This is a genomic window from Pseudonocardia sp. HH130629-09 (assembly GCF_001294645.1).
GTDB lineage: Bacteria > Actinomycetota > Actinomycetes > Mycobacteriales > Pseudonocardiaceae > Pseudonocardia.
The window spans coordinates 1283558-1308643 of the sequence record NZ_CP011868.1 but is presented as its reverse complement, the minus strand read 5'-3'; the positions used below and the strand labels follow the sequence as shown (position 1 = coordinate 1308643).

The 25086-nt window shown below is 72.8% G+C and carries 25 protein-coding genes; 9 read left to right on the top strand and 16 right to left on the bottom strand.

The features are described 5' to 3' along the window. Positions 1-2 precede the first annotated feature (2 nt). Both XF36_RS05845 and XF36_RS05840 read right to left on the bottom strand, forming a co-directional pair. Positions 3-1457 carry a sensor histidine kinase gene (locus tag XF36_RS05845; protein WP_060711207.1) on the bottom strand — a complete coding sequence of 485 codons (1455 nt, stop codon included), beginning with the start codon at positions 1455-1457 and terminating at the stop codon, positions 3-5. Between the two features lie 15 nt (positions 1458-1472). Beyond that, positions 1473-2156, bottom strand: coding sequence for a response regulator transcription factor (locus XF36_RS05840; RefSeq protein WP_060711206.1), 684 nt, complete (start codon positions 2154-2156; stop codon positions 1473-1475). A 134-nt stretch (positions 2157-2290) separates the two neighbouring features. Between XF36_RS05840 and XF36_RS05835 the strand changes: the two genes are divergently transcribed. From XF36_RS05835 to XF36_RS05820, 4 genes are all read left to right on the top strand, one after another. Continuing rightward, a complete protein-coding gene (locus tag XF36_RS05835; RefSeq protein WP_060711205.1) occupies positions 2291-3019 on the top strand; it encodes an amino acid ABC transporter ATP-binding protein in 729 nt (242 codons plus the stop codon). Between the two features lie 68 nt (positions 3020-3087). After that, the gene (locus tag XF36_RS05830; protein ID WP_060711204.1) at positions 3088-3972 is read left to right on the top strand and encodes a glutamate ABC transporter substrate-binding protein; all 885 of its coding nucleotides are present in this window, start codon (positions 3088-3090) and stop codon (positions 3970-3972) included. Positions 3973-4053: 81 nt separating this feature from the next. Next, entirely contained in the window at positions 4054-4701 is a 648-nt protein-coding gene (locus tag XF36_RS05825) for an amino acid ABC transporter permease (RefSeq protein WP_060711203.1), read from the top strand. 49 nt (positions 4702-4750) lie between these two features. Next, the gene (locus tag XF36_RS05820) at positions 4751-5611 is read left to right on the top strand and encodes an amino acid ABC transporter permease (RefSeq protein ID WP_060711202.1); all 861 of its coding nucleotides are present in this window, start codon (positions 4751-4753) and stop codon (positions 5609-5611) included. 80 nt (positions 5612-5691) lie between these two features. Here XF36_RS05820 and XF36_RS05815 read toward each other — a convergent pair whose 3' ends face one another. Both XF36_RS05815 and XF36_RS05810 read right to left on the bottom strand, forming a co-directional pair. Further along, complete coding sequence (locus XF36_RS05815) at positions 5692-6432, bottom strand: AAA family ATPase (protein WP_238589142.1); 741 nt, start codon at positions 6430-6432, stop codon at positions 5692-5694. Beyond that, a complete protein-coding gene (locus XF36_RS05810; RefSeq protein ID WP_238589141.1) occupies positions 6429-8432 on the bottom strand; it encodes a prolyl oligopeptidase family serine peptidase in 2004 nt (667 codons plus the stop codon). Before XF36_RS05810 ends, XF36_RS05815 begins: the two co-directional genes overlap by 4 nt. Before the next feature lie 49 nt (positions 8433-8481). Here XF36_RS05810 and XF36_RS05805 point away from each other — a divergent pair, with 49 nt between their 5' ends. Further along, positions 8482-9387: a LysR family transcriptional regulator gene (locus XF36_RS05805; RefSeq protein ID WP_060711200.1), complete on the top strand. Its 906-nt coding sequence runs from the start codon at positions 8482-8484 to the stop codon at positions 9385-9387. Positions 9388-9397: 10 nt separating this feature from the next. On the opposite strand, the gene XF36_RS05800 is transcribed toward XF36_RS05805, so the two are convergent. From XF36_RS05800 to XF36_RS05785, 4 genes are all read right to left on the bottom strand, one after another. Beyond that, positions 9398-10108, bottom strand: a complete 711-nt coding sequence (locus XF36_RS05800) for an SDR family oxidoreductase (protein WP_060711199.1) — start codon at positions 10106-10108, stop codon at positions 9398-9400. A 77-nt stretch (positions 10109-10185) separates the two neighbouring features. Then, positions 10186-11046 (bottom strand): HpcH/HpaI aldolase/citrate lyase family protein, encoded by an 861-nt coding sequence (locus XF36_RS05795; RefSeq protein ID WP_238589140.1) that lies wholly within the window; start codon positions 11044-11046, stop codon positions 10186-10188. Between the two features lie 2 nt (positions 11047-11048). Beyond that, positions 11049-11378, bottom strand: coding sequence for a hypothetical protein (locus tag XF36_RS05790; RefSeq protein WP_020623684.1), 330 nt, complete (start codon positions 11376-11378; stop codon positions 11049-11051). Between the two features lie 72 nt (positions 11379-11450). Further along, positions 11451-12119, bottom strand: coding sequence for an alpha/beta fold hydrolase (locus tag XF36_RS05785; RefSeq protein ID WP_060711198.1), 669 nt, complete (start codon positions 12117-12119; stop codon positions 11451-11453). Positions 12120-12187: 68 nt separating this feature from the next. Between XF36_RS05785 and XF36_RS05780 the strand changes: the two genes are divergently transcribed. Further along, complete coding sequence (locus XF36_RS05780; RefSeq protein ID WP_238589139.1) at positions 12188-12466, top strand: hypothetical protein; 279 nt, start codon at positions 12188-12190, stop codon at positions 12464-12466. 80 nt (positions 12467-12546) lie between these two features. Here XF36_RS05780 and XF36_RS05775 read toward each other — a convergent pair whose 3' ends face one another. The 6 genes from XF36_RS05775 to XF36_RS05750 all read right to left on the bottom strand — a co-directional run bounded on the left by XF36_RS05775 (position 12547) and on the right by XF36_RS05750 (position 19710). Further along, entirely contained in the window at positions 12547-13308 is a 762-nt protein-coding gene (locus tag XF36_RS05775; RefSeq protein WP_060711197.1) for a succinate dehydrogenase/fumarate reductase iron-sulfur subunit, read from the bottom strand. After that, complete coding sequence (locus XF36_RS05770) at positions 13305-15209, bottom strand: fumarate reductase/succinate dehydrogenase flavoprotein subunit (protein WP_060714449.1); 1905 nt, start codon at positions 15207-15209, stop codon at positions 13305-13307. Before XF36_RS05770 ends, XF36_RS05775 begins: the two co-directional genes overlap by 4 nt. Positions 15210-15217: 8 nt before the next feature. Next, the gene (locus XF36_RS05765) at positions 15218-16018 is read right to left on the bottom strand and encodes a hypothetical protein (protein ID WP_060711196.1); all 801 of its coding nucleotides are present in this window, start codon (positions 16016-16018) and stop codon (positions 15218-15220) included. 237 nt (positions 16019-16255) lie between these two features. Continuing rightward, positions 16256-17005 (bottom strand): succinate dehydrogenase/fumarate reductase iron-sulfur subunit, encoded by a 750-nt coding sequence (locus XF36_RS05760; protein ID WP_020623678.1) that lies wholly within the window; start codon positions 17003-17005, stop codon positions 16256-16258. A 14-nt stretch (positions 17006-17019) separates the two neighbouring features. Beyond that, positions 17020-18987, bottom strand: coding sequence for a fumarate reductase/succinate dehydrogenase flavoprotein subunit (locus XF36_RS05755; protein ID WP_060711195.1), 1968 nt, complete (start codon positions 18985-18987; stop codon positions 17020-17022). 3 nt (positions 18988-18990) lie between these two features. Next, positions 18991-19710 (bottom strand): succinate dehydrogenase cytochrome b subunit, encoded by a 720-nt coding sequence (locus XF36_RS05750; protein ID WP_082375760.1) that lies wholly within the window; start codon positions 19708-19710, stop codon positions 18991-18993. 87 nt (positions 19711-19797) lie between these two features. Here XF36_RS05750 and XF36_RS05745 point away from each other — a divergent pair, with 87 nt between their 5' ends. Next, positions 19798-20757: a LysR family transcriptional regulator gene (locus XF36_RS05745; protein ID WP_043278006.1), complete on the top strand. Its 960-nt coding sequence runs from the start codon at positions 19798-19800 to the stop codon at positions 20755-20757. A 9-nt stretch (positions 20758-20766) separates the two neighbouring features. On the opposite strand, the gene XF36_RS05740 is transcribed toward XF36_RS05745, so the two are convergent. Continuing rightward, a complete protein-coding gene (locus tag XF36_RS05740) occupies positions 20767-21201 on the bottom strand; it encodes an STAS domain-containing protein (protein WP_082375196.1) in 435 nt (144 codons plus the stop codon). A gap of 142 nt (positions 21202-21343) precedes the next feature. On the opposite strand from XF36_RS05740, the gene XF36_RS05735 reads away from it, so the two are divergent. Next, positions 21344-22711 (top strand): mycothione reductase, encoded by a 1368-nt coding sequence (locus tag XF36_RS05735; protein WP_060711193.1) that lies wholly within the window; start codon positions 21344-21346, stop codon positions 22709-22711. On the opposite strand, the gene XF36_RS05730 is transcribed toward XF36_RS05735, so the two are convergent. Next, the gene (locus XF36_RS05730; RefSeq protein WP_060711192.1) at positions 22708-23859 is read right to left on the bottom strand and encodes a low temperature requirement protein A; all 1152 of its coding nucleotides are present in this window, start codon (positions 23857-23859) and stop codon (positions 22708-22710) included. The two genes, XF36_RS05735 and XF36_RS05730, sit on opposite strands and share 4 nt — an antisense overlap. Positions 23860-23912: 53 nt before the next feature. On the opposite strand from XF36_RS05730, the gene XF36_RS05725 reads away from it, so the two are divergent. Continuing rightward, positions 23913-25067 (top strand): low temperature requirement protein A, encoded by a 1155-nt coding sequence (locus XF36_RS05725; protein ID WP_193393999.1) that lies wholly within the window; start codon positions 23913-23915, stop codon positions 25065-25067. Positions 25068-25086: the final 19 nt, after the last annotated feature.

Genomic DNA, 25086 nt, shown 5'->3' with positions numbered 1-25086 from the left:
CCTCACACGTCCTCTCCGTGGCTGGGGGGCCGGTCGCGCACCGCGGAGGGAGCGGGGCGCAGCCACAGTGTGACCCGGAGCCCGCCGCCGGGTGCGTCGCTCAGCTGCAGGCTCCCGCCGGCCGCGGCGGCGGTCCGCACCGCGATGGCCAGGCCGAGCCCGCTGCCCTCGACGTTGGTCTGCCCGGGTGCCCGCCAGAACCGGTCGGTGGCGCGTGCCCGGTCCTCGCGTGCGAGGCCGGGGCCGCCGTCGACGACGCTGACCCCGATCCGGTCGGCGGTGCGCAGCGTCGCGACCCGCACCCGTCGCCCGTGCGGGGTGTACTTGAGCGCGTTGTCCAGCAGCGCGTCGAGGACCGACTCCAGCGCGGGCTCACCGATCAGGGCGTGCAGGCCGCGTGGGCCGCTGCGGCACAGCTCGATCCCGGAGTGCTCGGCGAGCGGCCGCCAGTTGTCCACCCGTTCGGCGACGACGACGTCGAGGTCGGTGTCCTCGGCGACGCCCGGGTCCTCCACCGCGCGCTCGGCGCGGGCCAGCGCGAGCAGTCCGTCGAGCACCCGGGACAGTCGCTCGGCCTCCTCCATCGCCGCGAGGTGGTCGTCGGCGGCGGCCGGGTCGACGTGCCCGTCGAGGTTGGACAGCCGCAGCCGCAGCGCGGTGAGCGGGTTGCGCAGCTGGTGGGAGGCGTCGGCGACGAACGCGCGCTGGGCGCCGAGCGCCTCGCGCACCGTCTCGGTCATCCGGTCGAACGACTCGGCCAGCGAGCGCAGCTCCGGCGGGCCGCTGCGCCGCGACGGCGGACCGGGCGGCCCCCCGGCGAGGACGGCCGTCCCGACCCGGTCCATCGCCTCGTCGAGCCGGCGGACCGGGCGCAGCACCCAGGCGGTCAGCGGCAGCGCGACCAGGATCCCGGCGAGCAGCGCGAACACCGCGGCCCCGGCGATCAGCGACCAGGTGCGCACCGCCTCGGCCCGCAGGGCGTCGGTCGGGGACACCGTCACCACCGCGCCGACGACCTCGCCGTCGACGAGTACCGGCTCGGCCAGCACCAGCGGCCGGTCGTCCCACGGCATGAGCAGCGGGTAGGTCGAGGAGCGGCGCCCGGCGAGCGCGACCTCGGTCCGCTCGACGGCGTAGTCCCCCAGCTCGGGCAGCCGGTCGGCCGGGCGGGAGGCGGCCACCGTGCGCCCCGCCCGGTCGAGGACGAGCACCGCGACGCCGTAGACGTCGTCGTAGCGGGTGATCTCGTCGGTGAACGTGGCGAGCGCGGAGCTGCCCGCGGGGGTCTCGATGAGCGGGCGCTGGGCGGTCGAGGCGAAGGAGATGGTGTCGGTGAGGCGGTCGGTGAAGACCTCCTCCTGGGCCCGCTGGGCGGCGGTCCACGCCAGCGGGACGCCCAGCCCGGCGGCGAGCAGCCCGACGAGCACGAGCACGACCAGCAGCAGCCGGCTGCGCACGTCGCCGTTCCCCTCTCAGTCCTCGGTGGCGGCGAAGCGGTACCCGACGCCGCGGACGGTCCGCACCAGCTCGGGGCGGCCGAGCTTGGTCCGCAGGGTCGCCACGTGCACGTCGAGGGTCCGGTTCGCGCCCGCCCAGCCGCGCCCCCACACCTCGGCGACGATCTGGGCGCGGGTGCAGACGGCGCCGTCGGCGCGGGCGAGCAGCGACAGCACCTGGAACTCCTTGCGGGTGAGCACCACCTGCTCCCCGGCGACGGTGACCTCGTACCGCTCGGGGTCGACGCGGACCTCGCCGACGGTCACCGGGGCCGACCCGGCCGGGACGACGGTGCCGTCGTCGCCGATCTTGCGGCGGCGCTGCACCGCGTGCACCCGGGCCACGAGCTCCCCGATGTCGTAGGGCTTGACCAGGTAGTCGTCGGCGCCGGTGTGCAGCCCGGCGATGCGGTCGGTGACCTCGCCGCGGGCGGTCACCATCAGCACCGGGACCTCGGAGACGGCGCGGATCGCCCGGCAGACGTCGAGCCCGTCGGCGTCGGGCAGCCCCAGGTCCAGCAGCACGACGTCGACGCCGTCGAGGTGGTCCACGGCGCCGCGGCCGTGGTCCAGGCGGGTCGTGGTCATCCCGTGCCGGTGCAGTGCCGGACGCAGCGCGGCGGCGACCCGGTCGTCGTCCTCGATCAGCAGGATGTGCACCGGTGGCCGCCCTTTCCGTTACGTGGCCGAGACCCTAAAGGTTCCTCAAGGTGGTGGACTCGCATGTCCGTTCCGTCCAGGCTCTCGCCATGTCCGGAGGCAGCATGACCAGCCCGCCCGCGTCCAGCACACCCATGGTGCGGATGGCCGGGGTGCAGAAGCACTTCGGCGACCTCCACGTGCTGCGCGACATCGATCTGGACGTCGCCCGTGGGGAGGTCGTCGTCGTCCTCGGCCCCTCCGGTTCCGGCAAGTCCACACTCTGCCGCACGATCAACCGGCTCGAGCCGATCGACACCGGCACGATCGAGATCGACGGCACCGCGCTGGCGGCGGAGGGCAAGGCGCTGGCCGCCCTGCGCGCCGACGTCGGCATGGTCTTCCAGTCGTTCAACCTGTTCGCGCACAAGACGATCCTGGAGAACGTCACCCTCGCACCGCTGAAGGTGCGCGGGGTGTCCAAGGCCGAGGCCGAGAAGACCGGTCTGGCGCTGCTGGAGCGTGTCGGCATCGCCAACCAGAGGGACAAGTACCCCGCCCAGCTCTCCGGCGGCCAGCAGCAACGCGCGGCGATCGCCCGCGCGCTGGCGATGAAGCCGAAGGTCATGCTGTTCGACGAGCCGACCTCCGCCCTGGACCCGGAGATGGTCAACGAGGTCCTCGACACGATGACGTCACTGGCCGCGGAGGGCATGACGATGATCGTCGTGACCCACGAGATGGGCTTCGCCCGCAAGGCCGCGCACCGCGTGGTGTTCATGAGCGAGGGCGAGATCGTCGAGGACTCCACTCCGGACGACTTCTTCACCAACCCGCGCAGCGACCGCGCGAAGGACTTCCTCGGGAAGATCCTCTCGCACTGAGCGCCGCCACGCCCCCGCCTGTCGCCGAGCACCACCGTTCCCACCCCGTCCACGATCGGAGCCCGTCCATGAAGAGATCCCGCATGCTGGTGGCGGCCGCGCTGGCCGCCGCCCTCGCGCTGGCCGGCTGCGGCCAGGAAGGCGCCCCCGGCGCGGAGGGCTCGGGCTACCAGCCGACCGTCGCCGAGAACGTGACCGTCGAGGGCTCCCCGACCTTCGAGACGATCCAGCAGCGCGGCCGCGTGGTCGTCGGGGTGAAGGACGACCAGCCGGGGCTGGGCTTCCGCGACGCCACCACCGGCGAGTTCTCCGGCTTCGACGTCGACATCGCCCGGATGGTCGCCGGCGGTCTCGGGTTCGCCCCCGAGCAGATCGACTACAGGGTCGTGCCGTCCGCCGCCCGCGAGGACGTCCTCGAGCGCGGCGAGGTCGACTACTACGTCGGCACCTACACGATCAACGACCGGCGCAAGGAGCGCGTCGGTTTCGCCGGCCCGTACTACGTCGCCGGCCAGGGCCTGCTGGTCCGCGCCGACGACAACGAGATCACCGGCCCGCAGACGCTGCAGGGCAGGACCGTCTGCTCGGTCACCGGCTCCACCCCGATCCAGCGGGTCCGCGACCAGAACCTGACGACCAGCATCGTCGAGTTCCAGACCTACACCCAGTGCGTCGACCAGCTGATCAACAACCAGGTCGACGCCGTCACCACCGACGACGCGATCCTGCTCGGCTACGCCTCGCAGAACGCGGAGCAGCTCAAGGTCGTCGGTGAGACCTTCTCCGACGAGCCCTACGGCGTCGGCGTCCCGCTCGCCGACACCGCGTTCCGCAACAAGGTCAACGACCTGCTGCAGGCCGCGATCGACGACGGCACCTGGCAGACGATCTACGACGGCACGCTGGGCCGGTCGGGCACCCCGGCCACGCCGCCGGCGATCGACCGCTACTGACCCGACCCACGGCCCGGTCTGCGGTGCGTCCGCGCACCGCGGGCCGGGCCGTGCCCGATCCGACGGAAGGAGAGCACCTCGGTGGACGTCCTGCTCGACAACCTCGACGTGTACTGGCGCGGCCTGGTGACGACGGTCGGTCTGTTCGTCGTCTCCGGTATCGGCTCGCTGGTCCTCGGCACGCTGGTCGCGGGCCTCCGGGTCAGTCCGGTGCCGATCCTGCGCAGCTTCGGCTCGCTGTACGTGACGGTCCTGCGGAACACACCGCTGACCCTGGTGCTGTTCTTCTTCGCGTTCGCCTACCCGCGCCTGGAGCTGGTGGAGTTCTCGTTCTTCACCCTCGCGTGCATCGGGCTGACCCTCTACACCGCGGCGTTCGTCTGCGAGGTCGTCCGGTCGGGCATCAACACCGTCCCGGTCGGCCAGGCCGAGGCCGCGCGGGCGCTGGGCTTCACCTTCACCCAGACGCTCGGCCAGATCGTGCTCCCGCAGGCGGTGCGCTCGGTCGTGCCGCCGATGACCAACATCCAGATCGCGCTGCTGAAGAACACCACGATCGCCTCCGGCTTCGCGGTGTTCCAGCTCGGCAGCGTGTACAGCGTGCTGTCCGAGCGCGGCTACAACGTGCTCGTCGGGCTGCTGTGGGTCGCGCTGTTCTTCGTGGTCCTGGTCGTGCCGCTGACGCTGCTGCAGCGCCGGCTCGACGCGACGTGGGGAGCGTCCCGGTGACCGCGCCCGCCCGTACCCCGTCCCTCGGCCACCGCTCGGAGGTGACCCGGTGAGCTCGGTCCTCTACGACGTCCCCGGCCCGGCCGCGGACCGGCGCAACCGGCTCCTCGGTGTCGTCGGCACGGTCGCGATCGTCGCGATCCTCGGATTCGTGGTGTGGCGCTTCTACGACGCGGGCCAGTTCTCCCCGCGGCTGTGGGAGTGGATCACCTACGTCCGCATCCAGTACCTGCTCCTGGACGCGATCTGGGCGACCGTCAGCGCGTTCGGGGTCGCCGCGGTCCTGTCGCTTCTCTTCGGTGCGGTGTTCGCCGCCGGCCGGCTGTCCGAGCACGCCTGGGTCAGCGGGCCGTCGACGGCGGTCGTGGAGCTCTTCCGCGCCGTCCCGCTGCTGGTCCTGATCTTCATCCTGTACTTCGGCCTGTCCCAGGGCGCCGGCATCGAGATCGACGCGTTCTGGGCCGTGGTGATCGGCCTGATGCTCTACAACGGCTCGGTGCTCGCCGAGGTGTTCCGGGCCGGGGTGAACGCGGTGCCGCGCGGCCAGCGCGAGGCCGCCTACGCCCTCGGGATGCGCAAGACCCAGGTGATGAGGAGCGTGCTCCTCCCGCAGGCGTTCCGCTCCATGCTGCCGACGATCCTGTCGCAGCTGGTCGTGGTTCTGAAGGACACCGCACTCGGGTTCATCATCCTGTACCCGGAGCTGCTCTACCAGGCGCGCTTCCTGGGCAGCCAGACCCAGCTCGGGTCGCCGATCCTGCCGGTCGCGCTCGTCGTCGCAGTCATCTACATCGGGCTCTGCCTCATCCTGACCTGGGTCTCGCGGCTGGTGGAGAAGCGGATCACCCGCGGCCCGAAGGCGACCACCCCCACCGGGGGCGACCGCGAGGTCGCGGCGGCGGTGCCCTGACCGCCGTTCCGCCCGACGACGGGCCCCGGGACGCGTTCCCGGGGCCCGAGGTCGTCCGGGCCGGAGCACCCGGGTGCCCGTCAGCCGAGGTGCCGGAGGAACGCCTGCGGGTCGGCCAGGAAGCGGCGGGTCAGGGCGACCGGCAGGGCGTCGTCGTACGGGGTGCGAGTCACCTCGCCGTCACCGTCGATCTGCAGGACGGCGGCCCCGGGCAGGGCCAGCAGGACCGGCGAGTGGGTGGCGACGACGAACTGGCTCCCCCGTCCCACCAGGTCCGTCATCCGCTGCAGGACGGCGAGACAGCCGGTGACCGACAGCGCCGCCTCCGGCTCGTCGAGCACGTAGAGCCCGAGCGGACCGAACCGGTGGCGCAGCAGCGTCAGGAACGACTCGCCGTGGCTGCGCTCGTGCCCGGAACCGCCGTAGACCGGCAGCAGCGGCGGGCCGCCCGCCCGGTCGAGCCGCTCCACCTCGGACGCGACGTTGTAGTACGACTCGGCACGCAGGAAGAAGCTGGTGCGTTCCCGGCCCGGTCGCCGGGTCACCCGCAGGTAGGACCCCAGGTCGGACTCGCTGGCCCGGGTGGCGAACCGGAACGAGCGCGACCCGCCCTCGGGGTTCAGCCCCAGCGCGACGGCGAGTGCCTCCACCAGCGTCGACTTCCCGGACCCGTTCTCCCCCACCAGGAACGTCACGCCCGGGTACAGCGCGAGCCCGCCGTGCTCGCACAGCCACCGGACCACGGGGAGCTCGAACGGGTACCCGGTGGACGGGGCACCGGGTTCGAGGGACATCCGGGCGACGAAGTGCCCCGGGCTCACAGGTTCTCGATCTCCACCGGCTCGATGCCCTCCCCCGGGGGCAGCGCGAACCCGAACACCCGCGAGTAGAACGCGAGCTCCGCGTCGAGGGCGCGCCGGATGTTCTCCGCCTTCCGGAAGCCGTGCTGCTCACCGGCAACCAGCAGGTGGGCGACGGGCACTCCCCGCCGGCGCAGGGCGTCGACGATCATCTCCGACTGGTTCGGCGGGACGATCGTGTCCTCCGCGCCCTGCAGCACGATCAGCGGGGTGCGGAACCGCTCCACGTGCGTCAGCGGGGAGCGCTCGGTGTAGACCGCCTCCGCCGCCGGCCACGGCCCGACCAGCCCGTCGAGGTAGCGGGACTCGAACTTGTGCGTCTCGCGGGCGAGCGCGGCGAGGTCGGCGACGCCGTAGTGGTCGGCCCCGGCGGAGAACGGGGTGTCCTCCCGGGCCAGGGCGGCCAGCGTCGTGAACCCGCCCGCGGAACCGCCGCGGATCGCCATCCGGGCCGGGTCGACGCGTCCGGCGTCGGCCAGCGTGCGGGCCGCGGCCAGACAGTCGGCGACGTCGACGACCCCCCACGCCCCCTTCAGCTGCTCGCGGTAGGCGCGCCCGTAGCCGGTGGAGCCGCCGTGGTCGACGTCGACGACCCCGAACCCTCGGCTGGTCCAGTACTGCACGGCGACCGAGAGGACCGGCGTCGCCGAGCCGGTCGGGCCGCCGTGGATGACCACCAGCAGCGGCGGCAGCTCGCCCTCGGGGGCCTCGTGGGCGCCCAGCGGCGGGTAGAACAGCGCGTAGCCGGTGCGCGGGCCGCCCGCGGCGTCGGTGGACAGGAACGTGATCGGCTCGGGCACCGACACCGTCTCCGGGTGCAGGCCCAGGTCTCGCGGGGCGCGCAGGGTCTGCACCCCGGCCGCGCCGGGCTCCCCCGCGCCCTCCGGGGCGGGCACCACGCGGTGCACGCCCGGCTCGGCGGTGGGCGCCCCGGCGACGCAGACGACGGCGTAGGGCCCGTCGGCGCGCACCGAGCCGATCGCGGTGAACGGCGTGTCGAGCTCGATGATCCGGCCGTCGACCTCCCGCACGACCAGGGCGTCGAAGCCCCGCGAGGAGCGGGCGAACACGACGCGTCCGTCCTCCAGGACGGCGTAGCGCGACCCGCCCAGCGCCCAGCCGGGTACACCGATCTCGGCGTCGATGCGCACGAGCGCCTCGATGTCCCGGCCGGGCGGCCACCGGTAGAGGTTCCACCAGCCGGTGCGGTCGCTGAGGAAGGTCAGCGACCCGTCGGGCTGCCACTGCGGCTCGGTGACCGACTCCCCCGGCCCACCCGCGACGACGGTGTCCAACCCGGACTCCAGGTCGCGCACGGTGAGCTCGACGTCGTCCCACGGCATCGACGGGTGGTTCCAGGACAGCCAGGCCAGGGTGCCGCCGTCCGGCGAGATCCGCGGCGCTGCGACGAAGTCCGGGCCGCTGACCAGCACCTCCGGCTCCGACGGGGCGCGGGCGTCGAGCCGCACGATCTCGTTGACGACCTCGGCCGCCGGGGTGTGCTCGGCGTGGTGGTGCTCGCGGACCGCGACCATCCAGGTGCCGTCGGGGGCGACGTCGCCGTCGGCGTAGCGGTCACCACGGGCCACCGCGGGCTCCGGGGTGAGCGCGACCGGCTCGCCGCCGCGGTCGAGCCGGTACAGGCGCTGATCGACCCACTCGACGTAGAAGACGGTGCCGGGGCTGCCGGGGTGCAGCCACCACGCGCCGCCGCCGTACTCGTGGACGGCCGAGCGCGCGTTCGCCCCGGCCGGCAGCAGGTCGGTGCGGGTGCCGTCGTCGGTGCGGCGCACCAGCTGGGTCCGCCCGCCCTCGGTGGCGCGGCCCTCGGCCCACACCACCCCGGTGTCCTCGGTGCCGGGCGCACCGTCGGGGCGGACCTCCCCGAGCCGCACCGCGGCCGTCACCACCACTTCGGACGTGACCGGTGTCGGCCACGACCCGTACCCGGAGATCGTCACGGCGACCACGCTAGTCATCACCGTGCCGCCGTGCCCGTAGGTTGTCGCCGTGCCGACACTGCGTGCGCTGGAATGCCTGGTGGCCGTGTTCGACCACGGGTCGGTGACCGGGGCGGCCGCGGCCCTGCACCTGTCCCAGCCCGCCCTGTCCCACCAGCTCGCCCAGCTCGAACGCGAGGTCGGGACCCCGCTGCTGGAGCGGCTGCCGCGCGGGGTGCGCCCGACCGTCGCGGGGCGGGCGGTGCACGCCGACGCGGTCGCCGCGCTGGAGGCCGCGGACCGGGTGCTGACCACCGGGCGCACGGTCGCGGCCGGCGGCGCCGGGGTGCTGCGGGTGGCGTGCGCGGAGACGATGACCGCGGGTCTGCTCGCCCCGGTGCTGCGGGCCGCCGCCGGTGCCACCGCCCGGACCCGGGTGGAGCTCACCGAGCTGACCAGCGCCGACGAGATCGCCGCCCGGGTGGCGGACGGCGCGGCCGATGTGGGGGTGTGCCCGCCGCCCGGCCGTGACGGCGTCGACGTCGAGGGGCTCGGCCGCGAGCCGCTCGTCGCGGTGCTCCCGCGCCGCCATCCGCTCGCCGGCGCGCCGGGGCCGGTCCCGGTCGTCGCGCTCGGCGAGGGCCCGGTGGTGCACTACGACCCCGCCAACGGCCTGGCCGGCTGGCTCGACAGCCTCGCCGTCACGCACGGCGTCCGCCTCGACCCGGTGACCCGCACCCGGAGCGCGACGACCGCGGCCCGGCTCGCCGACGCCGGGCTGGGCGTCGCGGTGGTGCCGGTGACGGCACTGCCCGCGGGTGCCCCGGGTGTGGTGCGGGCGCTGGCCCCGGCGCAGGACCGGGAGGTCGTCGCGCTGACCCGGCCGGGCCGGGACCCGGTGGTGGCGGCGTTCGTCGCCACGCTGCGACCGCGCGGGGTGCCCGTGCCCGCCGCCGTCGCGCAGCTCGCTCCCTGAGCGGCGCAGGTCAGGCCAGCCGGCCACCGCCGTCGACGTGCAGGGTCGTGCCGGTCACGAAGGGGTTGGTGAGCAGCGACCGGGCCGCGGCGGACAGCTGGGCCGGGGTGCCGGTGCGCCGCGCCGGGTTGGCCGCGGCCGTGGCGGCGAGGAAGGTGTCCTTGCCGTCGCCGAGCCGGTCCCACTGGCCGGAGTCGACGATGCCGGGCGAGAGCGCGTTGACCCGGACCGGGGCGAGCTCGACGGCCAGCGCCTCGGCGAGGAACGCGACGGCGCCGTTGGTCGTCGCCATCACCGAGCAGCCGGGCGCCGGGCGCCAGGCCGCGACGCCGGAGAACAGCAGGAACGACCCGCGCACGAGTGGGGCGAGGTGCTTGGCGAGCAGCAGCGGGCCGACGACCTTCGCGTCGAACGCGGTGTGGACGGCGTCGCGGTCCAGCTCGCCGACCGGCCCGTTCGCGGGTGCGGCGGCGAGCGACACGACGTGGTCCAGCGGCCCCGGGGCCGCCGCGAAGGCGGCGATGCTCGCCTCGTCGGTCAGGTCGATCCGGGCGGTGGCGGCGCCGACCGCGGCCGCGACCGGGGCGAGCTGCTGCGGGTCGCGCCCGGCGAGGGTGACCGTCGCCCCCTCGGCGACGGCGTCGGCGGCGAGCGCGCGGGCGATGCCCGATCCGCCGCCGACGATCAGCAGGTCCTGTCCGGCCAGTGTGGTGATGTCCATGTCCGGTACAGCGTCGCCGGACCGACGCGCAGTCCCGTCGCGCGATCGATGCTTCCGAGCTCTGCCATAGACGCCGTCTATGCCTCGGCGCGGCGCAGGACCGCCCTGGCCCGGGCGAGCACCGGCGCGTCGACCATCTCCCCGCCGAACCGGAACACCCCGGGGTGGCACTGCGCCTCGGCGAGCAGGGCGCGGGCGTGCTCGGCCTCGGCGTCGGTGGGCCGGAACCCGCGGCGCACGACCTCGACCTGCGACGGGTGGATGCAGGCCTTCGCCGCGAACCCCGCGGCCGCCGCGTCGAGGGTGTCGGCGAGCAGGGTGTCGGTGTCCGCGATGTCGGTCAGCACGGTGTCGACCGGGTCGAGGCCCGCGGCACGCGCGGCGTAGAGGATCCGGGTGCGGGCCTCGGTCAGCGCCGGGCCGTAGCCGCCGCCGGACGCGCGCCCGGTGCGTCCGCCCAGGTCGGCGAGCAGGTCCTCGCTGCCCCACATCAGGCCCGCGCAGTTCGTCGCCCGGGCGATCGACGGCGCCTCCAGCACCCCGTGCGCGGTCTCGCACAGCGCGATCACCGGGTGCGGGGCCAGTGCCTCCACCGCGGCGGCGCTCGTCGCCATGGGCAGCATCAGCGTGAGGTCCGGGTGGGCGGCCAGCGCGGCGACGTCGCCGTCGTGGGCGGAGGTGCCGGGCGCGTTGACCCGCACGACCACCCGGGTGCGGTCCAGCTCCGCCAGGGCGTCGACGACGGCGGCACGGGCGCCGTCCTTGTCGTCCGGGCCGACCGCGTCCTCCAGGTCGAGGATGACGGCGTCGGCCGCGGCGAGTGCCCTGGCGAACCGGTCGGGCCGGTTGCCGGGGCAGAACAGCAGGCCGGGGCCGTGGTCGAGCGGGCGGGCGGCGGTGTCCACGAGCGGGACCTCCTCGTTCCGGGGACGGACCACGATCATCGACCTGCCGTCGCCGCCGCGCGCAGCAGGCGCACCGCGGCCGGCAGCGCCCCGGGTCGCAGGACCGGAGCCAGGCCGACGACCCCGCTCATCCCGGTCCACCAGCGGACCTGCCCGTCGGTACGGAGCACGCCGACCGCGGGCGTCCGGCACCCGGCGACGGCGGCCGGGAGGTTCGGGTAGATCTCGGCCAGCCGCGGCTCGCGGCAGGAGCGGGCCCGGACCCGGACCCGCACGCAGCCCGGCAGCTCCTGTGCGATCCGCGAGCACGGCGCACAGGCCGCGTCGTGCACCACCACGAGCTCCCGGATCCGTGTGCGCGCCACCGCGTCATCATCGCCTGCCACCGGCCCCCGCCCTCGGCGGCCGTCCTCGGCGGCCGTCCTCAGTGGCTGCCCTCAGCGGCCGAGCAGCGCCGCGGCCAGCTCCCCGGGGTGCGACAGCATCGGGTGGTGCCCGCCCGACACCATCTCGGGCACGACACCGCGCAGCCGGCGGGCGAGCGTCGTCCGGACGAACGCGGCCGGGAACAGCTTGTCCTCTCGGCACAGCAGGTACCGGGTCGGCACGTCCGGCCAGGACTCCCGCGGCCACGGCTGGTTCCACGGCGTCGCGGACTGGTCGCGCTCGTGCCGCAGCGCCTCGTTCGCGACCGCCTCGTCGACGTCGTGGTAGAAGAGCCCGACGACGTCGTCGGGGTCGCGCCCGTCGCGCGCGGCCTGCTCGGCGAGCGCCGCACCGGAGCCGGTCGCGGCGCCCCACTGCGCCGCGGACTCGCCCGGCTGCGGCACCATCGCCGTCACCAGGACGAGCTCGCGCACCGCGATCCGGTCGCACACCAGCGGCGCGCTGAACCCGCCGAAGGAGTGCGCGACGACCACCAGGTCCTCGGCACCCTCGACCGCTGCCACCACGGCGTCGGCGCAGTCCTCCAGTCCGGCGGCGTCGTCGTCGCAGGGCAGCTCGACCGGCACGGCGCGGTGGCCGCGCCGGGTCAGCTCCCGTACCAGCGGGCCCCAGTACCAGGTGTCGGTCCCCGCCCCGGGGACGAGCGCAAAGGTCGTCATACCGGTGTGGACCGTCCGCGCGCGGCGTCCTCATCGCCTACCGTCGACGGCGGAACCGAGGAGGCCCGATGACCGATCCGACCCGCCTGCCCGCCGTCCCCGACCCGGAGCCTGCCGACCCCGCCGTGCCCGACCTGGTCGAGCCGGTCACCGACTACACCGACGACGGCGTCCCCACGTTCTCCTACGTGCGCGATCGCATCGAGGGACGCGCCGCGACCGCGGCGGCCGCCGAGGAGCTCGCAGGCGGCGATGTGCGCGCCGCGGAGGCCCACGACGCGGTCGCCGAACGCGAGCGCAGGGCGGCGGAGCGGCTCGCCGAGATCCGCCGGTCGATGGAGGGCTGAGCGGCCCGTCGCACCCCCGGCGCGGTCCCCGCACCCCGTGCGCCGGGTGCGACGGCCGTCGCGGGGGTGCGGGGACACGTTCAGCTCCCGGTGCGGCGGAAGATCTTGTCCCCCAGCCACACCAGCGGGTCGTACTTGCGGTCCACCGCGCGCTCCTTGAGCGGGATGAGCGCGTTGTCGGTGATCGTGATGTGCTCCGGGCACACCTCGGTGCAGCACTTGGTGATGTTGCAGAACCCCAGACCGTGCTCCTCCTGGGCCTCGACGGCGCGGTTGCCGTGCGCGTCGAGCGGGTGCATGTCCAGCTCGGCCATCCGCATCAGGTAGCGCGGCCCGGCGAACGCGTCCTTGTTCTCCTCGTGGTCGCGGACCACGTGGCAGGTGTTCTGGCACAGGTAGCACTCGATGCACTTGCGGAACTCCTGGCTCCGCTCGACGTCGACCTGCGCCATCCGGTACTCGCCCGGCGCGACCCCCTCGGGCGGGGTGAAGCTGGGGATCTCGCGGGCCTTGGTGTAGTTGAACGACACGTCGGTCACGAGGTCGCGGATCACCGGGAAGCTACGCAGCGGCGTGACGGTCACGACCTCGCTGTCGTCGAAGGTGTTCATCCGGGTCATGCACATCAGCCGCGGCCGGCCGTTGATCTCCGCGGAGCACGAGCCGCACTTGCCCGCCTTGCAGTTCCACCGCACGGCCAGGTCGCCGGCCTCGGTGGCCTGCAGCCGGTGGATGACGTCGAGGACGACCTCGCCCTCGTTCACCTCCACCGGGTAGTCGACCAGCTCGCCCTTGGTGTCGTCGCCGCGCCAGACGCGGAAGTGGTGGAGATGGCTGCTCATCGCGGTCCCTCCGCATCGGCCCGGTGACCGCCCAGCTCGTCACCGGTGTAGTACTTCTTCAGCTCGTCCATCTCGAACAGGTCGAACAGGTCGGGCCGCATCGGGAGCTGCTCCTGACGGGTCAGCTCGATGCCGTCCTCTCCGACGGCGCGGCAGACCAGCAGCACGTGGCGCCAGTCGGAGTCCATGACCGGGAAGTCGTCGCGAGTGTGCCCGCCGCGGGACTCCTTGCGCTCCAGGGCCGCCTTCCCGGTGCACAGCGCGACGAGCAGCATGTTGCGCAGGTCCAGGGCCAGGTGCCAGCCCGGGTTGAAGCGGCGGTGCCCCTCCACCGAGACGGTGCGGGTGCGGGTCGCGATGTCCTCGAGCTTCTTGAGCGCGAGCTCCATCTCGTCGCCCTTGCGGATGATCCCGACGAGCTCGTGCATCGTCTTCTGCAGCTCCTGCTGGACGACGAACGGGTTCTCCCCACCGGCGGTCGCACTGGAGAACGGCAGCATCGCCCGCTCCAGCGCCGCGGTGACGTCGGCCTCCGCGACGGCCGGCCGTCCCCGGTCCGCGTGCTGCGCGGCGTGCAGCCCGGCGCGACGGCCGAACACCAGCAGGTCCGACAGCGAGTTGCCGCCGAGCCGGTTGGAGCCGTGCATGCCGCCCGCGACCTCACCGGCGGCGAACAGGCCGGGCACCCTCGACATCGCGGTGTCCGGCTCGACCTCGACCCCGCCCATCACGTAGTGGCAGGTCGGGCCGACCTCCATCGGCTCCTTCGTGATGTCGACGTCGGCCAGCTCCTTGAACTGGTGGTGCATCGACGGCAGCCGCTTGAGGATCTCCTCGGGCTTCAGCCGGGTGGACACGTCGAGGAACACCCCGCCGTGCTCGGTGCCCCGGCCCGCCTTGACCTCGGAGTTGATGGCCCGGGCGACCTCGTCGCGGGGCAGCAGCTCGGGCGGGCGCCGGTTGTTGTCCGGATCGGTGTACCAGCGGTCGCCCTCCTCCTCGGTGGTGGCGTACTGCTCCTTGAACACGTCCGGCACGTAGTCGAACATGAACCGTGAGCCGTCGGTGTTGCGCAGCACGCCGCCGTCGCCGCGGACGGACTCGGTGACCAGCAGGCCCCGCACCGACGGCGGCCACACCATGCCGGTCGGGTGGAACTGCAGGAACTCCATGTTGATCAGGGTCGCGCCGGCGCGCAGGGCCAGCGCGTGGCCGTCGCCGGTGTACTCCCAGGAGTTCGACGTGACCGAGTAGCTCTTCCCGACGCCGCCGGTGGCGAGCACGATCGCCGGGGCGTCGAAGCGCACGAACCGACCGTCGCCGCGGAAGTAGCCGAAGCAGCCCGAGATCGCGCCGTCGGTGGTGAACAGCTCGGTGATCGTGCACTCGTGGAAGACCCGGATCCGGGACTCGGCGTCGCCGGTCTCGGCGAGGTCCTCCTGCTGCAGCGAGACGACCTTCTGCTGCAGGGTGCGGATCAGCTCCAGGCCGGTCCGGTCGCCGACGTGCGCCAGCCGCGGGTAGGTGTGCCCGCCGAAGTTGCGCTGGCTGATCTTCCCGTCCTTCGTGCGGTCGAACAGCGCGCCGTAGGTCTCCAGCTCCCAGACCCGGTCCGGGGCCTCCTTGGCGTGCAGCTCGGCCATCCGCCAGTTGTTGAGGAACTTCCCGCCACGCATGGTGTCGCGGTAGTGGACCTTCCAGTTGTCGTTCGGGTTGGCGTTGCCCATCGACGCCGCGCAGCCGCCCTCGGCCATCACGGTGTGCGCCTTGCCGAACAGCGACTTGGAGATGATCGCCGTCCGCTTGCCCTGCAGCCGCGCCTCGATCGCCGCCCGCAGGCCGGCACCGCCGGCCCCGATGACGACGACGTCGTAGTCGTGCCGCTCGATCTGCTCGTCCATCTCGGTGCTCACCCCACGATCCGCAGGTCGCTGATCCAGCCGGCGGAGACGGCCATGACGTAGAAGTCGGTGACGGCGAGGCTCACCAGCGTCGCCCAGGCGAACTGGTTGTGCCGGGTGTTCAGCTTCGAGACCCGGGTCCAGAGCGCGTAGCGGACCGGGTGCTTCGAGAAGTGGTTGAGCCGCCCGCCGACGGCGCTGCGGCACGAGTGGCACGACAGCGTGTAGCCGAACAGCAGCACCACGTTCACGACCAGGATGATGTTGCCCAGCCCCAGGCCGAACCCGCCGCCGGGCTTGGCGAAGGCCAGCACCGCGTCGTAGGTGTTGATCAGCGTGATGATCCCGGCGATGTAGAAGAAGTAGCGGTGCGCGTTCTGCAGGATCAGCGGGAAGCGCGTCTCACCGGTGTAGCGCCGGTGCGGCTCGGCGACCGCGCAGGCCGGCGGGGAGAGCCAGAACGCCCGGTAGTAGGCCTTGCGGTAGTAGTAGCAGGTCAGCCGGAACAGCAGCAGGAACGGCAGGGAGACCGCCGCGTAGGGCAGCCACCAGACGTCGGGCAGGAAGCGGCCGAAGTGCGCAGCCTCCTCGACGCAGCCGGTCGAGACGCACGGCGAGTAGAACGGCGTCAGATAGCCGTACTCGGGGACGAAGTAGTGGTCCTGCATGAACGCCCGCACCGTCGCGTACGCGACCCAGGCGACGAACGCCACGAAGGTGGCCAGCGGGGGAAGCCACCATCGGTCCGTGCGCAGCGTGCGCGCGGCGATGGTGGCCCGGCCGGTGGACGCGTCAGTGGTGGATGACACGTACGGGAGCTCCTGTCGTCTCGACGACGCCGAAGAGACCTGACACGACGTCGTGCCCTCGTGAACACCCGCCGCACACGGTGCGGTGGTCGCCAGAGAGTACGACGCAGATCACATGTGATCTACGTCGGGACGGCGATTGGCCGTTCCAGCGAGACGTGGGTCACATGTCGCACGACGCACGACGGCCCGGGCACCCCGCGGAGGGAGTGGCCCGGGCCGTCGCGACGGTGCGTCCTACTTCTTGCGGCCGCCCACCGTGGCCGCGAGGTAGTCGCGGTTCAGCTGGGAGATCACGTCGAGCGGGATCTCCTTCGGGCAGGCGGTGGCGCAGGCGCCGGTGTTGGTGCAGCCACCGAACCCGGCGGCCTCGTGCTCCTCCACCATGCTGACGACGCGCTCGTAGCGCTCCGGCTGACCCTGCGGCAGCTCACCCAGGTGGGTCAGCTTCGCGCCCAGGAACAGCGACGCGGACCCGTTCGGGCAGGCCGCGACGCAGGCACCGCAGCCGATGCAGTTCGCCGCGGCGAACGAGCGGTCCGCGGCGGACTTCGGCACGGCGTTGGAGTTGGCCTCCGGCGCCGACCCGGTGTTCACCGAGACGTAGCCGCCTGCCTGGATCATCTTGTCGAACGCGGCGCGGTCGACGACGAGGTCCTTGATGACCGGGAACGAGCCCGAGCGGAACGGCTCGATGACGATCGTGTCGCCGTCGGAGTAGTGCCGCATGTGCAGCTGGCAGGTGGTGGTCGCCCGCTGCGGGCCGTGCGGACGGCCGTCGATGACCATGCTGCACGAGCCGCAGATGCCCTCGCGGCAGTCGTGGTCGAACGCGACCGGCTCGTCGCCGGACAGGATCAGCTTCTCGTTGAGCACGTCGAGCATCTCGAGGAACGACATGTCCTCGTCGGCGTCGACGGTGTAGGTGACCAGGCGCCCCTTGTCGACCGCGTCGCGCTGGCGCCAGACCTTCAGGTTGAGCTTCATGTCCGTCGGTCCTCTTACTTGTAGCTGCGCTGGGTCGGGTGCACGTACTCGAACGTGAGCTCCTCCTTGTGCAGGACCGGAGCCTGCCCGCGGCCGGTGTACTCCCAGGCCGAGGTGAAGGAGAAGTTCTCGTCGTCGCGCTGCGCCTCGCCGTCCTCGGTCTGGCTCTCCCCGCGGAAGTGACCGCCGCACGACTCGCGACGCACGAGCGCGTCGAGACACATGAGCTCACCGAGCTCGAGGAAGTCGGCCACCCGGCCGGCCTTCTCCAGGCTCTGGTTCAGCTCCGCGCCGGTACCCGGCACCTTGACGTTGCTCCAGAACTCGCGACGGAGCTCGGGGATGCGGTCCAGCGCCTTGCGCAGACCGTCCTCGGTGCGCTCCATGCCGCAGTAGTCCCACATGATCTGGCCCAGCTCGCGGTGGAACGAGTCCACCGTGCGGGTGCCGTCGATCGACAGGAACTGGTCGATCCGGTCGGTGACCGACTGCACGGCCTCGACGACCTCGGGCGCGTCGTCGGAGACGGCGTCGAGCTCGTTCTTGGCCAGGTAGTCGCCGATCGTGACCGGGAGGACGAAGTAGCCGTCGGCCAGACCCTGCATCAGCGCGGACGCACCGAGGCGGTTCGCGCCGTGGTCGGAGAAGTTCGCCTCGCCGGCCACGTAGAGGCCCGGGATGGCCGACTGCAGGTCGTAGTCGACCCAGAGGCCACCCATCGTGTAGTGCACGGCGGGGAAGATCCGCATCGGGACCTCGTAGGGGTTCTCCCCCGTGATCCGCTCGTACATCTCGAACAGGTTGCCGTACTTGTTCTCGACGGCCTTGCGGCCCAGCCGCTGAATCGCGTCGTCGAAGTCCAGGTAGACACCCAGACCCGACGGACCGACACCGCGCTTCTCGTCGCAGACCTCCTTGGCGGCCCGGGACGCGATGTCACGGGGCACCAGGTTGCCGAACGCCGGGTACTTGCGCTCGAGGAAGTAGTCACGCTCCTCGTGCGGGATCTCGTTCGGCCCGCGGTCGCCGCCGAGCCTCTTCGGGACCCAGACGCGGCCGTCGTTGCGCAGCGACTCCGACATCAGGGTCAGCTTCGACTGGTGGTCGCCGGAGACCGGGATGCAGGTCGGGTGGATCTGGGTGAAGCAGGGGTTCGCGAACAGCGCGCCCTTGCGGTGCGCCCGCCAGGAGGCCGTGACGTTGCAGCCCTTGGCGTTGGTCGACAGGTAGAAGACGTTGCCGTAGCCGCCGGAGGCGAGCACGACCGCGTCGGCGGTGTGCACCTCGATCTCGCCGGAGACCATGTCGCGCGCGACGATGCCGCGGGCGCGTCCCTCGACGACGATCAGCTCCAGCATCTCGTGCCGGGCGTACATCTCGACGGTGCCGGCCTTCACCTGGCGCTCCAGCGCCTGGTAGGCGCCGATGAGCAGCTGCTGGCCGGTCTGACCGCGGGCGTAGAAGGTGCGGGAGACCTGCACGCCGCCGAACGAGCGGTTGTCGAGCAGACCCGCGTAGTCGCGGGCGAACGGGACGCCCTGCGCGACGCACTGGTCGATGATCTGCCGCGAGATCTCGGCGAGCCGGTGGACGTTGGACTCCCGCGCGCGGAAGTCGCCGCCCTTCACGGTGTCGTAGAACAGCCGGTAGACGCTGTCGCCGTCGTTGCGGTAGTTCTTCGCCGCGTTGATGCCGCCCTGTGCTGCGATCGAGTGCGCACGCCGCGGGCTGTCCTGGTAGCAGAACGTCTTGACGTGGTAGCCGGCCTCGCCGAGCGTCGCGCTCGCGGAGCCGCCGGCCAGGCCGGAGCCGACGACGATGATCTTCTTCGAGCGCTTGTTCGCCGGGTTGACCAGCTTGACGCCGAACCGGCGGCGCTCCCAGCGGGTCTCGATGGCACCCGAGGGAACCGCCTTGTCGACGACCGGCTCACCGGTCGTGTAGTCGGCGTAGGAGATGTGGTGGGACGAGGCGTCAGTCATGGATCAGACCACTCCGAACGTGACGGCGAGGGGCACCGAGATGAAGCCGAGGGTCAGCACGGCGGCGAAGACCGTCGACACCACCTTGATGGTGCGCTCACGCCTGTTCGACGACCACCCGAGCGTCTGGATGCCCGAGAAGATGCCGTGCTGGACGTGGAAGCCCAGCGCGACGACGGCGAGGACGTAGAACAGGGTGACGTACCAGCGGGCGGGGGTGAAGTCGGCCGCGAGGTTGTCCGCCACCGCGAGGTGCACGCCGTTCGGGTTCAGCGTGCCCGCGGTGAGGTCGAGCAGGTGGTAGACGACGAACAGCACGATGATCACGCCGCCCCAGCGCATGGTGCGGGCCGCGTAGCTGCCCTTGACCTGGTAGGAGCCACCCGCGTACTTGATCGGGCGGGCCTTGCGCGCGCGCAGGGCGAGCACGGTCGCCGACCAGATGTGGGCGACCACCGCGACGACGAGCACCACACGGACGATCCAGAGCATGCCCGAGTAGGGCAGCGCCGGCTCCAGGATGGTGCGCAGCCAGGCCGCGTAGTGATCGATCGCCTCGGGACCGAAGAAGATCTTCAGGTTCCCGATCATGTGCAACGTGACGTAGCCGAGCAGCACGACGCCACTCACCGCCATCACGAACTTCAGCAGCGCACTGGGCGTGCGCGGACGGCGGGGTGCGGCGGGCTTGGCTCCGCCGCCGGCCCGGGACTTCTCGGACATCGTGACCACGTCGTCCAGTGGATATACCAACGGGTAAGGCAGTCCAATGCATGAAACGGTCTCCGGTCATAGCCGTAGGCTATGCATGTGACACTTCAGCAGCTCATGTACTTCGTCGCCGTGGCAAACGTGCGCAGCTTCACTCGGGCGGCCGACCAAGTCGGGGTCGCCCAGCCGACCCTGAGCCGCGCGCTGCGGGCGCTGGAGGACGAGCTGGGCTCCCCGCTGATCAACCGCGGGTCGGTCGTCACGCTGACCCCGGCCGGTGAGGCGGTGCTGCCACTGGCACGGAGGATGCTCGCCGACTCCGACATGGTCCGCACGACGGTGGCCGAGATGGTCGGCCTGCGCAGCGGCCGGGTCCGGGTCGGCGCGACGCCGTCGCTGTGCATCGGCGTGCTGTCCGACGTGCTGCGGGTCTTCCACGCCCGGCACCCCGAGATCGCCGTCGAGCTGGCCGAGGACGGCTCGCAGCCGTTGGAGGCGGCACTGGTCCAGGGCGCGCTGGACGTCGCCCTGGTCATCGTGCCCCCCGACGGGGTGGACCCGACGCTGCACACCGCTCCCCTGCTCCGCGAACGGCTCTCGGTCGCCTCCCCCCGGGCACGCAGGCCGCTGACCCCGCGCGGGTCGATGACCGTCTCCGAGCTCGCCCGCCACGACCTGGTGATGGTGCGCCAGGGCTACGACCTGCGGGAGGTGACCCTGCGGGCCTACGCGGTCGCCGGGGTCACGCCGCGGATCGCCGTCGAGGGTGGCCAGATGGACGCCGTGCTGCGCATGGTCGAGGCCGGCACCGGGGTGGCGGTGGTGCCGGACCTGACGTTCATCGGGCGGCCGCGGCTGCGGCGCACGGTGCTCAACCCGGCCATCCACCGCACAGTGGCGCTGGCGCGGCGCGCCGACATCGCCCCCACACCGGCCGTCATCGCCTTCGCGGACACGCTGCTGGAGCACATGTCCGACACCTCGGCGTCGCTGCGGGAGGGCACGACCGACGTCCAGGTGCTGCACCGGCACCGGACCGGCCGGGAGCTGCTCGGCTGAGGACCGGGGTCAGTCGGGAACCGGGAACAGCGGGGCGCGGCCGTCGGGGGTCTCCGGCGGCGGGTGCGGGTCGAGCACACGCAGGTGCTCGCAGGTGCCGGTGACCTGCAGAACCCGGCGGACCTGGCGGGCCGCGCCGCAGTACAGCTCCAGGACCACCCCGGCCGCGACAGCGGCGTGCTGGCAGTCGAGCAGCACCGAGATCCCGGCCGAGGCGAACACGCCCACCCCGGACAGGTCCAGCACGACCCGTGGGGACGCGGCGAGCCAGTCGCCCACCTGCTCGGCCAGGAACGGCGCGGTCGCGAGGTCGACGTCGCCGACGACGTGCAGCGCCACCGGTCCCGACGGGTGCGGCACCGCCTCCAGGGTCAGGCCGCCGCCCTCCTCGGTCGCGGCGGACAGGCCCGGCACTCCCCCCGCGCCCTCCGTCGGATCGGTCATCACCGGCCGCCTCCCGCGGGGCGCCGCGCCACCGCCGCAGTCAGGGTGCCAGTGCGGTGCCAGTACCGCACGCCGATCGCCCGGTGACGCCCCCGCCCGGCGTGGACGCGCGGGAGGGCGCCGGTCTTCCTAGGCTCGGCGGGTGGCCCATCACGATCTCGCAGTCGTCGGCGCCGGAGCCGGGAACACGATCGTCGACGACCGGTTCGACGGTCTCGACGTCGCCCACGTCGAGGCGACCCGGTTCGGCGGGACCTGCCTCAACGTGGGCTGCATCCCGACCAAGATGCTCGCCCACACCGCCGAGGTCGCCGAGACCGTCCGCGCGGCGTCGGCCTACGGCGTGGACGCCCGGATCGACCGGATCCGCTGGAGCGACATCCGGGACCGGGTGTTCTCCCGGCTCGACCCGATCGGCGACGAGGGCCGCGACCACCGCCGCGACCACGGCACCGTCTACGACGGCACGGCCCGCTTCACCGGGCCACGCGCGATGGCGGTGGACCTGGCCGACGGCGGCACCGCCGAGTTCACCGCGGAGCGGATCGTGCTCGCCGTCGGCGGGCGGCCGGTGGTCCCGCCGCCGGTCGCCGACTCGGGCGTCCCGTTCGACACCTCCGACACGATCATGCGGATCGACGAGCTGCCCGGGCACCTGGCGATCATCGGCGGTGGCTACATCGCAGCGGAGTTCGCGCACGTGTTCGGCGGGCTCGGCTGCGAGGTCACGCTCGTCGAGAGCGCCGACACCCTGCTCGGCGGGATGGACGAGACCGTCGTGGCACGGTTCACCGACGCCGCCCGCGAGCGCTTCACCGTCCACACCGGACGGACGGTGGAGAGGGTCACCGGCGGTGCGGGCGACGTACGACTGCACCTCGACGACGGCACCGAGGTGCGGGCCGACCGGCTGCTCGTCGCGGCCGGGCGCCGCCCGAACTCCGACCGGCTCGACCTGGACCGAGCCGGGATCGACACCGACGACGCCGGCCGCGTCGTCGTCGACGCCCACGGCCGCACCACCGCCGACGGGGTGTGGGCGCTGGGCGACATCTCGTCCCCGCACCCGCTCAAGCACGTCGCGAACCACGAGGCCGAGGTCGTCGGGCACAACCTCGCCCACCCCGACGACCTGCGCGAGGTCGACCACGGGTCCGTCCCGGCCGCGGTGTTCACCACCCCGCAGATCGGCACCGTCGGCCGCACCGAGCAGCAGTGCCGCGAGGAGGGCCTGGAGCTCCGGGTCGGGTTCCACGAGTACGCCGACGTCGCCTTCGGCTGGTCGATGGAGGAGCAGCGCGGGTTCTGCAAGGTCCTCGTCGCCCCGAACGGCACGCTGCTCGGGGCGCACCTGCTCGGCCCACAGGCGTCGACGCTGGTCCAGCAGCTGGTGCAGGCGATGGCGCTGGGCGTGACCGCCCAGCGCCTCGCCGACGTGCAGTACTGGATCCACCCCGCGCTGAGCGAGGTGCTGGAGAACGCGCTGCGCGACGCCGCCGACCCGGACTAGGCGCGCCGCTCGGTGGCCACCGCCAGGCCGATCACCACGGCGAGCACGACCAGCCCGATCACGATCACGGGCAGGGCGTGTCCGGCGACCAGCGCGACCACCGCGGCCACCACCAGGATCGCGGCGGCCGTGTAGCGCGACCTCCCGACCGTCCCGGTGCGGCCCTGCAGGTAGAGCTTGTTGCCCGCGAGGTAGAGCAGCGGACCGCCGACCGAGGTCAGCACCAGCGCCGGGGTGTTCTCCGGGTGCGTGAGGTGCAGGTCGATCGCCACCGCGAACAGCACCGCCCCGGCCACCATCAGGCCGTGCGCGTAGGCGAACGCGGCCCGCGCCGCACGGGTCGACCCGTCGCCGGAGCTCGCCCGGGTGCCGTGCCCGGCGAGCGCGAAGTAGGACCACCACAGCGCGACGAGACCGGCGAAGCCGAGCAGGGTGATCGCCACCGCGTAGGGGGTCGCGTCCTCCATCTCCGACAGCGTGAAACCCATGATCAGGATCGACTCGCCGAGTGCGATGATGAACACCAGCCGGTTGCGCTCGGCGAGGTGCTCCACGTCGGTCGGCCACTCGTCCATCGGGGTGCGCCCGAGCCCCGGCACCCGGAACTCGAACCGCGGCCCGGCCATGTCGACGGCGACGGCCAGCACCCAGACGACCAGCCGCGCCACCGGCGGGAGGAACGCGCCGACGACGACGAGCACGGACGCGGTCGTGCTCCACACCAGAAGGTTGCGGTAGTTGCGGGCCATGACGTGCCCGCGCATGGTCACGACGAGGAACAGCGGGCGCCCGATCTGGGTGGCGGCGAAGCACAGTGCGAACAGCAGCCCGGACTCACCGAACGCGCCCGGCAGGGCCAGCGCCATCCCCAGCGCCGCCAGCATCAGCCCGGCGTTGAGCATCCGGACCGACGGGCGTCCGGGGTCCAGGTAGTTCATCGCCCAGGCCGAGTAGTTCCACAGCCACCAGACCGCGGCGAACAGCACCGCCGTCTCCAGCGCCCCGATCGGGGTCAGGTGGTAGAGCAGGGTGTGCGAGACCTGGACGATCGCGAACACGTAGACGAGGTCGAAGAACAGCTCGATCGGAGCGACCTCGGAGTCGCCCTCCCGTCGCAGCACCCGCGGCCGGATGTCCGGTGTGGTCATCGGTGGGTTCCTTTCCCGTGTCGGCGCCGCCGAAGGTAGTGCGGCGCGCAACGATGGGCGGTGTGAACCTCGGCCTGCGCGAGATGCGCCCCCGCGATCCGGACGAGCCCCACCGGGTGGCCAGCCCGCTGGAGCTGTTCTTCGACCTGGTGTTCGTGGTGGCGGTGTCGCTGTCGTCGGCGGCGTTGCACCACGAGGAGTCCGGCGGGCACGTCGGCGCCGGGGTCGGGTCCTACCTGATGGTGTTCTTCGGCATCTGGTGGGCCTGGATGAACTTCACCTGGTTCGCCTCGGCCTTCGACGTCGACGACTGGGGCTACCGGGCCACCACCCTGGTCCAGATGGCGGGCGCGCTGGTCATGGCCGCGGGGACGCCCTCGGCGATGGCCGGTGAGGGCTACGGCGTGCTCGTCGCCGGGTACGTGGTGATGCGGCTGGCGATGGTCACGCAGTGGCTGCGGGCGGCGCGGTCGCACCCCGCGCTGCGGACCACCGCGCTCCGCTACGCGGGCGGCATCGCCGTCGTCCAGCTGCTGTGGATCGCCTGGGTGCTCGTCGCCCCGCACCCGGTGTGGTTCGTCGTGCTGGCACTGGCCGAGCTGGCGGTCCCGGTGGTCGCCGAGCGTGCGCGGTCGACGCCGTGGCACCCGCACCACATCGCCGAGCGCTACAGCCTGTTCACCCTGATCCTGCTGGGTGAGTCGATCCTGGCGTCGACGACGGCCGTGGTCGACGCGCTGTCCTCCGCCGAGCACCTCGGCCCGCTGCTGGTGCTCTCGGCGTGCGGGCTCGTGCTGGCGGCGGGCATGTGGTGGGTCTACTTCGCCCACAGCCAACACGAGCACCTGCGGGCCATGCCGCGGGCACTAGTGCACGGCTACGGCCACTACCTCGTCTTCGCCGCGGCCGGAGCCTTCTCGGCGGGCATCGAGGTGGCCGTCGACGTCGACACCACCGGAACCGGCCTGTCCGCCGCCGCGGCCGGGGCGACGCTGACCATGCCGGTCGCGCTGTTCGTCCTCGGGGTGTGGGCGCTGGCGCTGCGCCCCGTGCTCGCCGCCGGCCGCAGCGCCGCCGTCGTCGTGCTGGCGGTGCTGCTGGGGCTGTCGGCGTTCGCGCCGTTCACCCCGGTCGTGGCCGCGGTGGTGATGGTGGCGGTGGTCGTGACCGTCGAGACGGCCCCCGCCCGGAACACCGTCGCCGCTTGACGGGTTCGGAGACGACAGG